This window comes from Sodalis sp. RH22, from assembly GCF_047324165.1.
In the GTDB taxonomy this organism is placed as follows: domain Bacteria; phylum Pseudomonadota; class Gammaproteobacteria; order Enterobacterales; family Enterobacteriaceae; genus Acerihabitans.
This window is the reverse complement of the sequence record NZ_CP178731.1, coordinates 2,338,660-2,350,748: the sequence shown is the minus strand read 5'-3', so window position 1 is coordinate 2,350,748 and position 12,089 is coordinate 2,338,660. Positions and strand designations below refer to the sequence as shown.

Here is a 12,089-nt window from a genome sequence, read left to right as displayed (position 1 = left end):
TTTATTCCCGGTGATATGGATGGTTGGTGGTAATGCTCCAGGCACGATACAGGCTCTCCGCGACTAACACCCGAACTAACGGATGAGGCAAGGTTAACGGCGATAACGACCAGCTTTGCTCCGCAGCCGCCTTGCACGCCGGCGCCAGCCCCTCGGGACCGCCGATCAGCAGGCTGACGTCACGGCCGTCCTGTTTCCAGCGTTCCAGTTGTTGCGCCAGCAGCGGCGTTTCCCACGGGACGCCCGGGATATCCAGCGTCACGATGCGGTTTCCTTTGCCCACGGCCGCCAGCATCAGTTCGCCTTCTTTTTCCAGGATGCGGCCGATATCCGCATTCTTGCCCCGCTTGCCGGCCGGAATTTCATTCAGCTCGAACGGCATGTCCTTGGGGAAGCGGCGCATGTAATCGGTAAAGCCGGTTTGTACCCAATCCGGCATTTTGGTGCCTACCGCGATCAGCTGGAGTCTCACCGGTCAGCTCCAGAGCTTTTCCAGTTCATAAAGACTGCGGCTTTCCGCCTGCATGACATGGACAATCACGTCGCCCAGGTCGACCACGATCCAATCGGCGACCTTTTCGCCTTCGACGCCCAGGGGCATCAGGCCGGCGGTGCGGGACTCCTGTACGACATGATCGGCAATGGACATCACGTGACGGCTGGACGTGCCCGTGCAGATCACCATACAGTCGGTAATACTGGATTTACCGCGTACGTCGATGGAAATAATATCCTGGCCTTTCAAATCATCAATTTTATCAATGACGAAATCTTTGAGCGTGTTACCTTGCAAAGGTTCCCCCTTCGGTGTGCTTTGCATGCGTTGTCGCGATGGACACCGCAAATGTAGAGGTTGGCTGCCTGGCGGATATGCCAGAACTGACTGACCGGGATCTTACGGCCGGGACCGGCACGCCATAGGCGGCGGGCGGGAGAAAGCCTAAGCTTCAGCCGAAGAATTAAGCCGCGCAGTATAGCATGGGCCGCTCACTAGCGATATAAGCCCTGTTCATCAATATAACGTTGCACCGATGGCGAGAGCATATCGTTACAGCGCAATCCGGCGTGGCGGCGTTCGCGAATCAATGAGGCGGAAATCGACAGCTCCGGCGTCGGCGCCAGATAGATAAGCCCGGCGGCCTGCCGGTGCAATCGGCTGATATCCTCGGTTAACCGGGACTCGAGCCAGGCTTGCAATGCCGGTGTCGCCATCTTACCGCCATATCCCGGCCGGGCGCAAACCAGCAGATGACAGGTATCGAGCAGTTCGAGGCCCCGGTGCCATTGCGGCAGGGTCAGCAGGGAATCCTGGCCGATGATAAAACCCAGCGGCGCGTCGGCGCCACGCTCGCGGCGCAGGGTTTCGAAGGTTTCCACCGTCCAGGACGGATTGTCGCGCCGCAGCTCGCGGTCGTCGATATCAAACAGCGAGCCTGCGGTGTCGGCTATCGCCAACTGCACCATGGTCAGGCGCTGCTGCGCGCTGGCCTCAGGCTGCGGGCGGTGGGGCGGCACGTTATTGGGCAGCAGGGTGATGCGCTCAAGACCCACCAGCCTGGCGAGCGCGATGGCCGGTTTGATATGGCCGTAATGAATCGGGTCAAAAGTGCCGCCGAAAATAGCGGTCAGTCGTCCGGCCTGCGCTGCGGCGCGGGGCGTGGTGTCGGCGATATCAGACATTTATCAGGGTCTCGGGCAGTGATTTGCCGCACAGCAGCAGGGAAAGGGCTTCCAGATCGGTCCAGACCGGATAGCCGTAATCCTGCTTCAGGGCGATTTCCATACTGGCCATCAGGCCGACCGCCTGATGCAGCTGGCGGGATGACAGGCGCTGCAGTGCCTGGGTCAGCAGCGCCCGGCGATTTTGCCAGACTTTATGCTGATCAAACAGGGCGCGCAGCGGCATGCGTTGCATATCACGATGCAATGCCAGCAGCGTTAATACCTCCCGTTGCAGGCTGCGCAATAGGATTACCGGCTCGCTGGCTTCCTGGCGTAACTGCCGCAGGATGTGCGCCGCCCGTTTGCTCTTGCCGCCCAACAGCGCGTCCACCCAATGGAAGGGGGTAAAATGCGCCGCGTCGTTAACCGCCGTTTCCACCCGCGGCAGGGTAAGGCTGCCGTCGGGATAGACCAGCGATAAACGCTCCAGGGCCTGAGACAGCGCCAGCAGGTTGCCTTCATAGCAGTAGCACAGTAGCTGGCTGGCCGCATCGTCCAGCGTCAGGTTCATGGTTTTGGCGCGCGTCGCCACCCAGCGGGGCAACTGCGCCTGCTCGGGCGTGGCGCACGTGATGAATACCGCATCCTTGCTCAGCGCCTTGAACCAGGCGCTGTTTTCCTGCGCGCGCGTCAGGCGGGCGCCGCGCAGCATCAGTAACAAATCCGGGTGGAGCAGGGTGGAAAGCAGTAATAATTTTTCGCCGATAGGAGCGCTGGCGCCGTTTTCCGGCAGGATTAACAGCAGGGTCTGGCGGCTGGCGAACAGGCTCATCGCCTGGCAAAGACTGAAAATGTCATCCCAGTCGGTGGCGGCGTCGAGCGTAATGCTGAAATGCTCACTGAACTGATGCGATTGCGCCTGGCGGCGAATCGCATCCTGACTTTCCTGCAGCAGCAACGGATCGTTCCCGAACAGCAAATAGCAGGGGCGCAGCGTTTCCTTCAGCTGCGCGCCCAGCTGTTCCGGGTAAAGCCTGATCATTGCTCTTCCGTGGCCGAGGTCGGCGTTTGAATGACTTCAATGCCCGCGGCGCCGTCCGTGTTGGTAGCGGTGGTTCCCTTGGCGCCGGTGACGGCATTGGCCCGCGCCGTTTTTTGCAGCGTGGCGTCCACGGCGTCGTTGGCTTCAACCGCGGCATGGACCGCCAGCAGTTTGCGCACTAACTGCTGCGCCGCCTGTTCACGCAGTTCCTGGCGGATAATGTCGTTTTCATTGTCCTTGGCAAGCGCGGTGAGCGGGTTGTCAAAGAACGAACGGAATACCCGGATGCGGATGGGGAAAATATCCTTACCCGGCGTCAGCACCTGGGCCTCCACCTCAAGCACCAGCTGGTATTCGGCGGCTTTACCATCCTGGAACACCGATACCGTAGAACGGTCTTCCATCGAGCTGGTAAGGCGCAACGACGGCAGGGTTTTGGCCCGCGGATCCTTGTCCTTGACGATGGTGACGTCGCTGAGCCGCAACTGGGCGCGTACGGCCCGGGTCAGCGGTCCGTAGGGATCGTAGCTGCTAAAGGTTAAGGTCTTTAATTCATTTGGCACTTTTGTGGTGCCGCGCAGATGAAAACCGCAGCCCGCGGTAACCAGCACCGCGAGCCCCAGCAACAACGCTATAGTACGATGTCGCACAACGCCTCCTTGTCTTAACCCACAACCAGGTTAAGCAGTTTGCCAGGCACGTAAATCACTTTACGCACCGTGAACCCTTCCAGGTGTTTCGCCACCAGGTGTTCCTGGACGGCGCGTTCACGCACCAGCGCTTCGTCGGCGTCGGCGGGAACGGTAATTCTTCCGCGCAGTTTACCATTGACCTGGATAACCACCAGCTTCGCTTCCTCTACCATAGCCGTTTCATCGGCAACCGGCCATGGGGCGCTGTCAATATCGCCTTCGCCGCCAAGCGCCTGCCACAGCGCAAAGCTGGCGTGAGGGGTAAACGGATACAGCATGCGCACCACCGCCAGCAGCGCTTCCTGCAGCAGGGCGCGATCCTGCGCGGTGTCCTGCGGCGCCCGCGCCAGCTTGTTCATCAGTTCCATAATAGCGGCGATGGCGGTATTGAACGTCTGGCGGCGGCCGATATCGTCGTTGACCTTGGCAATGGTTTTATGCAGTTCGCGGCGCAAATATTTCTGCGCCTCGTCAAGGGCGGCCACATCCAGCCGGCCGGCGGCGCCAAGCTGCGTATGATCGTAGACCAGTTTCCACACGCGCTTCAAAAAGCGGTTGGCCCCTTCGACGCCGGACTCTTGCCATTCCAGCGTCATTTCCGCCGGCGAGGCGAACATCATAAACAAACGCACGGTATCGGCGCCGTATTTTTCCACCATGATCTGGGGATCGATGCCGTTGTTTTTCGATTTGGACATCTTGCTCATGCCGGCATAGACCAGCTCGCGGCCATCCTTATCGGTGGCTTTGACGATACGGCCTTTTTCATCGCGTTCCACCTCGACATCCGCCGGCGAGATCCAGATCTGTTCGCCGCCGCTACCCAGGTAATAGAACGCGTCCGCCAGCACCATGCCCTGGCACAGCAGGCGTTTGGCCGGTTCGTCGGAACTCACCAGGCCGGCGTCGCGCAGCAGCTTATGATAAAAGCGGAAATACATCAGATGCATGATGGCATGCTCGATGCCGCCGACATATTGATCCACCGGCAGCCAGTAATTGGCGGCGGCGGGGTCCAGCATGCCGCTGTCGAAGTGCGGGCAGGTATAACGCGCGTAGTACCAGCTCGATTCCATAAAAGTATCGAAGGTATCGGTTTCGCGCAGCGCCGGCCGGCCGTTGACGGTGGTTTTCGCCCATTCGGGGTCGGCTTTTATCGGACTGGATATCCCGTCCATGACCACATCTTCCGGTAGCAGCACCGGCAGCTGATCGTCCGGGGTCGGGATGACGGTGCCGTCTTCCAGGGTGACCATCGGAATAGGCGCGCCCCAGTAGCGCTGGCGCGAAACGCCCCAGTCGCGCAGGCGGTAATTGACTTTACGCTCGCCGACGCCGGCCGCCACCAGCTTATCGGCGACGGCGTTAAAGCCCGCGGTATGGTCGAGACCGTCGAATTCGCCGGAATTGAACAGCACGCCTTTTTCAGTCATGGCCTGCTGGCTTAAATCCGGCTCGGCGCCGCCTGCGTCCAGGATCACCGCTTTAATCGGCAAGTGGTATTTCGTGGCGAATTCCCAGTCGCGCTGATCGTGGCCGGGCACCGCCATGACCGCGCCGGTGCCGTATTCCATCAGGACAAAGTTGGCCACCCATACCGGCACGGATTCGCCGCTTAGCGGATGAATGGCGAACAGGCCGGTCGCCATGCCTTTTTTCTCCATGGTCGCCATGTCGGCTTCGGCCACTTTGGTATTGCGGCATTCGGCGATGAAGTCGGCCAGAGCCGGGTTGGCGGCCGCGGCCGCCAACGACAGTGGATGCCCGGCGGCGACGGCCAGGTAGGTCACGCCCATAAAGGTATCGGGACGGGTGGTGTAGACCGACAGCGTTTCCTCGCTGTGCGCCACCTGGAAGCGGATTTCCACCCCTTCGGAGCGGCCGATCCAGTTGCGCTGCATGGTTTTCACCTGCTCGGGCCAGCTTTCCAGGTTGTCCAGGCCATACAGCAGCTCATCGGCGTAGGCGGTGATTTTCACGAACCACTGCGGTATTTCCTTACGTTCGACCTTGGTGCCGCAGCGCCAGCAGCCGCCGTCGATCACCTGCTCGTTGGCCAACACCGTCTGGTCATGGGGACACCAGTTGACCGCCGAGGTCTTTTTATAGACCAGGCCCTTTTCGTACAGACGGGCAAAGAACCACTGCTCCCAGCGATAATATTCCGGCCGGCAGGTGGTGACCTCCCGGTCCCAGTCATAACCGAAGCCCAGCAGTTTTAGCTGGGTTTTCATATACGCGATATTGTCGTAGGTCCAGGGCGCCGGCGCCGTATTGTTCTTGACCGCCGCGCCTTCCGCCGGCAGGCCGAAGGCGTCCCAGCCGATGGGCTGCAGCACGTTCTTGCCCTGCATGCGCTGATAACGCGCGATAACATCGCCAATGGTGTAGTTGCGCACATGGCCCATATGCAGGCGGCCGGAGGGATAGGGCAGCATGGAAAGACAGTAATATTTTTCCTTGCCCGTATCCTCGGTAACCTTGAAGGTTTGGTGTTCATGCCAGTGAAGCTGGACGTGGGATTCTATCTCTTCCGGGCGATATTGCTCTTGCATGGCAGCCAGTGGTCCTATAGTGAAAATACAGCTACGCTCGCGTTGTCTACCGAGCGTTGATAACAAAAGATCCGCATAGCATAGCTGATAAGCAACGGCGGCAACAACACCCAGCGCCGCCCGGATGCGTATTTCTGCCACATAAGCCCGGATCCGGCCGAATTATTGCGTTGCGCCATGCTTTATACCGAATGAGTTTACCGTTATAGGCTAAAATTATCAGCATGATACCAATTTAGTCCCGGCCAGAAGGCCATTTCGGGTGATGCTGGCGGAAATCAGGAGAAGACGATGGATAAGGTGGCGCAATATTACCGCGAATTGCTGGCCTCGCTGAGTCAACAGCTTGAGCAGGGCGAAAGGAATATCGATACGCTGGTCGAGGATGCGCGCCTGCGTTTGCAGGCCACCGGCGATTTGACGCCGGCGGAAGTGGAGAACGTTACCCGGGCGGTGCGCCGCGATCTGGAAGAGTTCGCCCGCAGCTATGATGAGAGCCGCACGCAGGATGACGACAGCGTGTTTACGCGGGTCATCAAGGAGAGCCTGTGGCAGGAACTGGCGGACATCACCGATAAAACCCAGCTGGAGTGGCAGGAAGTGTTTAAAGACGTCAGCCATCACGGCGTCTACAACAGCGGGGAAGTGGTGGGGCTGGGCAACCTGGTGTGCGAACGTTGCCATCATTCGCTGGCGTTTTACACGCCGGAAACGTTGCCGCTTTGCCCGGAATGCGGGTTTGATCAATTCCACCGCCGTCCGTTCCAATAGCGGCGCGGCCTGCCCGCAGCGTGGCGACAGGCCGCCGCGGGCGGCTAGTGCAGTATTTTCGCCAGGAAGTCGCGGGCGCGATCGGTTTGCGGATGCTGGAAGAACGCTTCTTTGTGCGTATCCTCGACGATTTTACCTTCGTCCATAAAAATCACCCGGTTGGCCACTTTGCGGGCAAAGCCCATTTCATGGGTCACCACCATCATGGTCATGCCTTCCTGCGCCAGCTCCACCATCACGTCCAGCACTTCATTGATCATTTCCGGGTCCAGCGCCGACGTCGGCTCGTCAAACAGCATCGCCACCGGATCCATGCACAGGGCGCGGGCAATGGCCACCCGCTGCTGCTGGCCGCCGGAAAGCTGGCCGGGGAATTTATTGGCCTGCACGGACAATCCCACCCGCTCCAGGAGTTTCAGGCCTTTTTCGCGCGCGGCGTCCTTGTTGCGCTTAAGCACCTTCACCTGCGCCAGGGTAAGATTGTCGATGATCGACAGGTGCGGAAACAGTTCAAAATGCTGGAACACCATGCCCACCTTGGCGCGCAGTTGGGCCAGGTTGGTGCGCTTATCGTTGACGGCGATATCGTTGACCATAATCTGGCCGCGCTGGATTGGCTCCAGCCCGTTGACGGTTTTGATCAGCGTCGATTTACCCGACCCGGACGGACCGCAGACCACGACGACCTCGCCGGTTTGCACTTCGGTTGAGCAATCGTTCAGAACCTGAAAATGACCGTACCATTTAGAAATATTTTTCAGGGAAATCATCAAACCGTCCTTTTCTTCAAATAATTCACCAGCAGGGAAGCGCTGAGGCTGATTACAAAATAAACCGCGCCGGCAAACAGGATCATTTCCACCTGCGTGCCGTCGCGCTCGCCCACCGACGACGCGGTGCGGAAAAAGTCCGCCAGGCTTAGCACATACACCAGCGACGTATCCTGGAACAGGACAATGCCCTGGGTCAGAAGCAGCGGCACCATGGCGCGAAACGCCTGGGGCAGCACCACCAATTGCATGGACTGCCAGGGCGTCATGCCCAGCGCCAGCGCCGCGGAGGCCTGGCCGCGTGAAATACTGATAATGCCGGCGCGGATAATCTCCGAGTAATAGGCGGCTTCAAACAGCGAAAAGGCCACCATGGCTGAAATCAGCCGGATATCGGTTTGCGGCGACAGTCCCAGCACCTTTTGCAAAAAGCTCGGCACAACGAGATAAAACCACAACAGCACCATCAACAGCGGTACCGATCGAAACAGATTAACGTAAAGTTTGGCGAACCAGCTGACCGGCCACAGCGGCGACAGGCGCATGACCGCCAGCACGGTGCCCCAGATAATGCCGAAGAACACGGCGGTAAAGGTGATTTTCAGCGTCAGCGCCATGCCCTGCAGCATATACGGCAGGCTGGGGACAATGGTACTCCAGTCAAATTGGTACATCATTTACCTCCTATATGACCGGGCAGACGTACTTTTTTCTCCACCAGATGCATGGCAAACATGATCACCGCATTAATAATCAGGTAGCCGAGGGTTATCGCCGTAAAAGACTCGTACGCATGGGCGGAATAATCCAGCAGCTTGCCCGCCTGCGCCGCCATATCCACCAGACCGATGGTGGAGGCCACGGCGGAGTTTTTCACCAGGTTAAGCATTTCCGAGGTCATCGGCGGCACAATCACGCGATAAGCGTTCGGCAGCAGCACGTAACGATAGGTTTGCGGTAGGGTCAGGCCCATCGCCAGCCCGGCGGCCATCTGTCCGGAGGCCAGCGACTGGATGCCGGCGCGTACCTGTTCGCACACGCGGGCGGCGGTAAACAATCCCAGGCACACCATGGAGGAGACAAAAAACTGGACATTCGGGTCCAGGCCCGACTTAAACCACGTGCCGATATTGACCGGCAACAGCTCGGGAACCACCAGATACCAAATGAAGAACTGCACGATCAAAGGAATGTTACGGAATAACTCGACGTAACAGGTTCCTAAAGCGGAAAGAAAACGATTTGGAACGGTACGCAGGATGCCGAACAGCGAACCGACCAGCAACGCGATAATCCAGGCGCAAAACGAGACGGCGATGGTGACTTTAAATCCCGCCCACAGCCAGCCGAGGTAGGTGGTGTTGCCAAAAGGGGCCGCTTCAAAAAAAATGCCCCAGTTCCAATCTATTGACATAAAAAACTCCGGTAAAAAAGGGTAGCACCGCTACCCTGAAGATTGACGAAGACCTTGATATCCGCAGCGCGGGGAACGACCGCGCTGCGTCTGTCTGTCCTGGCCTCCTGCAATCGAGAGGGCGGGGAGTCACCCGCCCTTATTGTCGTTATTAGTTTACGGCTTTATCGTTAGGGGCTTTGAACAGCGCTTTGACGTCATCGGACATATCGAAATTCATATTCAGGTTTTTCGGCGGAATCGGCTGTTTAAACCAGGTGTCATACCATTTTGCCGCTTGGCCGGAGGTCTGGATGGAAACAATAGTGTCGTCCACCAGCTTTTTAAACTGCGGGTCGTCTTTGCGCATCATGCAGCCATAGGCTTCTTTGGACTGCGGGGTACCGACGATATCCCATTGATCCGGGTTCTTGGACTTGGCGCGTTCGCCCGCCAGCAGGGCGTCATCCAGCATAAAGGCTTCCGCGCGCCCCGTTTCCAGGGTACGGAACGAATCGCCGTGATCCTTGGTGGAAATGATGCGCATCTTCATTTGTTTTTCGTCGTTCAGCTTGTTGAGCAGCATTTCGGACGTGGTGCCCGCGGTGACCACCACGGTCTTGCCGGCGAGGTCGGGGAAGTCTTTAATGGCGCTGCCCTTTTTCACCGCGATACGGGTGCCGATCACAAACAGGGTATTGGAGAAATCCACCTGCTTTTGACGTTCCAGGTTATTGGTGGTTGAACCGCATTCGAAATCGTAGGTACCGTTTTGCAGCAACGGAATACGGTTTTGCGAGGAAATAGGCAGGTACTTCACCTGCAGGGAAGGTGCGTCAATTTTCTTTTTAATCGCGTCCACGATGGCATCGGAATAAGCCTGGGAGTAACCCACCACTTTTTGCTGGTTGTCGTAATAGGAAAAAGGAACGGACGATTCCCGATGGCCCACCACGATCACGCCGTTATCTTTGATTTTCTTCAGGGTGCCCGTCAGGTCTTCCGCATGGGCCATACTGCCGGCCATGCCCAGTACCAGTAATGATAAAGCCAATTTGCGCATTTGCATTTTCCAACTCCTTTGCTGTCACTACGGCGCTCAAGGGGTAAGCGCGCCGCAATCATGAGTATCACGTTAAGCTTTGGAACCAGCCTAAAGCGTAAAATCAAAACGGATTACCGTTAAAAAATAGCCGAATGTAAATGTTTTGAAATGATAAAGTTTTCGTTTTGTGAGTTCAGACGCACCAAAGCGTGGCGCATGACGCCTCATTGCACAATCTAAGTGCGGTAAACGCACCATTGCAGCGCACGGATGGCGAAAATCACTCATAAAAAAACAGTTTTTAACGACATTCGCAACGTTATACAGCAAAATCCATGCCAGACAAATTATTTGCCCCCGAACGGAGCAGCGGCGGAATCAGGCCGGCTGCGCGCCGGCGGCCGACAGGGCGACATGGGCTTTAAAGATTTCCAGCGCGCCGGGCAGCAGAGCGGGGTCGACATGTTTCGCGTTATCCCACAGTCCGGCGAAGCTGATTGCCCGACCGCAGTGAATAAAGACCTCTTCCACCCTGATAATAATCACGCTTTTCGCCGGCTGGCCGTTGTGGGCAAAACGCAGGCAAAGCGCCGGGTCGACGGAAATCCGCGCGCGGCCGTTGACCCGGAATCCCTCCAGCCAGCCGGGGATGAGAAACAGCATGCCGACAAAGGGATTGTGCAGGATATTGCTAAGGCCATCGAGGCGATTGTTGCCGGAACGATCCGGCAGCAGCAGCGTTTTATCATCCTCTACCTGGACAAACCCCGGTTCGCCTCCTTTCGGCGAGCAGTCAATGCCGCGTGCGCCCTGCGTGCCGAGGATCATGAACGGCGACAGGGCAATCAGCCGGCGGGCGTAAGCATCAAGATGATCGATCTGTTTTTGCACCACCGCTTTGTTGGGTTGGGCATAATGCTCGCGCAGCTGGGCGGGATCGGTTAGCAGATAACGGGAATCGGGATTCATTCAGAGGCTCTTTGGTCAATATGTCACGAGGATGTTACAAGTGGCACGATAACAGCAATGAGTATGATTAACAATAATTAGCACGCGCATTAGGGCTGCGGCGCCGGACCCAAGGCGGACGCGCTAAAGAGGGCGCGGGCCACATTTTTGATATAGGGCTGCCGCGAATGTAGCACGCCATAACAGAGAAAGATGAACCTTTGCTCCTGAATTTAAATATGAAGCAGCCAGCCGTGGTGGGCTTTGCTTGCTTGCGGAGAGGCTTATGTTGTCGCGGTGGGGGCTTTGCTTGCTTGCGGGGAGGCTTATGTTGCCACGGTGCGGGTTTCGCTGGGCTTATGTTGTCGCGGTGAAGGTTTCGCTTGCCATGCGTTCGGTGGTTATATGGTGTGTCCGGCGCCGGCAAGCGACAAAGAGGCCGTACCGCGACGGCCTCCTTGACCTCCGCGCGTCCGGCAGATCGTGCGCCGCTGCGCGGTCCCCGGCATCGCCCATCCCGGCTTTGGGACCGCACGGGACGCGCTCCCGGCGCGGCCCTTAGCTTTCGCCGCTCCCGGCGGCTCATCCAGCCAAGATGCGCGCTGCCGGCGCACTCTATGCCGGCACAACGTCAACACCATCGCCTGTGAGCAATGTAGCGTTTTGGGGTTCATCGCGGTATGTGATTACCGGGAAAAATAGCAGTATTTATTTTGGGCTGAAGTCTGCAGTATAACGGCTGATGGCTGATGGCTGATGGCTGATGGCTGAAAGCGTAATGCGTACTGTTAAAACTTAAAGCGTAAGGTTTAAGTTGCATGAATGATGAACGCCTTATTGCATGACCGCATGACCGCATGACCGCATGACCGCATGACCGCATGTCCAACTTTTCGTCGTGCCAGCTGCATCCCATACCTGTTGCATCCCATCACGGTCGATCCTAAGCCGACGCCAGTCCCATCCTAAGCAACAGCGCCGCTATCGCTTCATAACATGCAGTACGAACAGCGACATGTTGACCGGCATAAAGCGCGCTGACGGCGCCTGTGCCCCCGGCATGAGCCGCCGGGAGCGGCGAAAGGCCCGTTTGCGCCGGGAGCGCATAACGGGCCGGTGCATAACGGGGGCACAGGCGGCGGAAGGTATCGCGCAGCGAGCGCGACCTGCCGGGCGCGCGGAGGTCAAGGAGGCCGTCGCGGTACGGCCTC

General features: G+C 58.0%; 12 protein-coding genes. 1 reads left to right on the top strand and 11 read right to left on the bottom strand.

Annotated features, from left to right (window positions below):
• Position 1: 1 nt before the first annotated feature.
• From rlmH to leuS, 6 genes are all read right to left on the bottom strand, one after another.
• Positions 2-472, bottom strand: a complete 471-nt coding sequence (gene rlmH, locus ACL2XN_RS10690; protein WP_410016099.1) for a 23S rRNA (pseudouridine(1915)-N(3))-methyltransferase RlmH — start codon at positions 470-472, stop codon at positions 2-4.
• A gap of 3 nt (positions 473-475) precedes the next feature.
• Positions 476-793 (bottom strand): ribosome silencing factor, encoded by a 318-nt coding sequence (gene rsfS / locus ACL2XN_RS10685; protein WP_410016098.1) that lies wholly within the window; start codon positions 791-793, stop codon positions 476-478.
• 197 nt (positions 794-990) lie between these two features.
• A complete protein-coding gene (gene nadD, locus ACL2XN_RS10680; RefSeq protein WP_410016097.1) occupies positions 991-1,680 on the bottom strand; it encodes a nicotinate-nucleotide adenylyltransferase in 690 nt (229 codons plus the stop codon).
• Positions 1,673-2,704 carry a DNA polymerase III subunit delta gene (gene holA / locus ACL2XN_RS10675; protein ID WP_410016096.1) on the bottom strand — a complete coding sequence of 344 codons (1,032 nt, stop codon included), beginning with the start codon at positions 2,702-2,704 and terminating at the stop codon, positions 1,673-1,675. The genes nadD and holA overlap by 8 nt, the downstream gene beginning before the upstream one ends.
• Entirely contained in the window at positions 2,701-3,354 is a 654-nt protein-coding gene (lptE, locus tag ACL2XN_RS10670; RefSeq protein ID WP_413722292.1) for an LPS assembly lipoprotein LptE, read from the bottom strand. The genes holA and lptE overlap by 4 nt, the downstream gene beginning before the upstream one ends.
• 14 nt (positions 3,355-3,368) lie before the next feature.
• Positions 3,369-5,951, bottom strand: coding sequence for a leucine--tRNA ligase (gene leuS / locus ACL2XN_RS10665; RefSeq protein ID WP_413730763.1), 2,583 nt, complete (start codon positions 5,949-5,951; stop codon positions 3,369-3,371).
• Positions 5,952-6,242: 291 nt separating this feature from the next.
• Here leuS and ACL2XN_RS10660 point away from each other — a divergent pair, with 291 nt between their 5' ends.
• Positions 6,243-6,722: a zinc ribbon-containing protein gene (locus ACL2XN_RS10660; RefSeq protein WP_413722293.1), complete on the top strand. Its 480-nt coding sequence runs from the start codon at positions 6,243-6,245 to the stop codon at positions 6,720-6,722.
• A gap of 44 nt (positions 6,723-6,766) precedes the next feature.
• Here the strand turns inward: ACL2XN_RS10660 and ACL2XN_RS10655 are convergent, their stop codons facing one another.
• The 5 genes from ACL2XN_RS10655 to ACL2XN_RS10635 all read right to left on the bottom strand — a co-directional run bounded on the left by ACL2XN_RS10655 (position 6,767) and on the right by ACL2XN_RS10635 (position 10,899).
• On the bottom strand, positions 6,767-7,492 hold the full coding sequence (locus ACL2XN_RS10655; RefSeq protein ID WP_410016092.1) for an amino acid ABC transporter ATP-binding protein: 726 nt from the start codon (positions 7,490-7,492) through the stop codon (positions 6,767-6,769).
• Complete coding sequence (gene gltK / locus ACL2XN_RS10650; RefSeq protein WP_410016600.1) at positions 7,492-8,166, bottom strand: glutamate/aspartate ABC transporter permease GltK; 675 nt, start codon at positions 8,164-8,166, stop codon at positions 7,492-7,494. The genes ACL2XN_RS10655 and gltK overlap by 1 nt, the downstream gene beginning before the upstream one ends.
• Positions 8,166-8,906, bottom strand: a complete 741-nt coding sequence (locus ACL2XN_RS10645; RefSeq protein WP_410016091.1) for an amino acid ABC transporter permease — start codon at positions 8,904-8,906, stop codon at positions 8,166-8,168. Before ACL2XN_RS10645 ends, gltK begins: the two co-directional genes overlap by 1 nt.
• Before the next feature lie 151 nt (positions 8,907-9,057).
• Complete coding sequence (locus tag ACL2XN_RS10640) at positions 9,058-9,954, bottom strand: amino acid ABC transporter substrate-binding protein (protein ID WP_410016090.1); 897 nt, start codon at positions 9,952-9,954, stop codon at positions 9,058-9,060.
• Between the two features lie 354 nt (positions 9,955-10,308).
• The gene (locus tag ACL2XN_RS10635) at positions 10,309-10,899 is read right to left on the bottom strand and encodes an MSMEG_1061 family FMN-dependent PPOX-type flavoprotein (RefSeq protein WP_410016089.1); all 591 of its coding nucleotides are present in this window, start codon (positions 10,897-10,899) and stop codon (positions 10,309-10,311) included.
• Positions 10,900-12,089 lie beyond the last annotated feature (1,190 nt).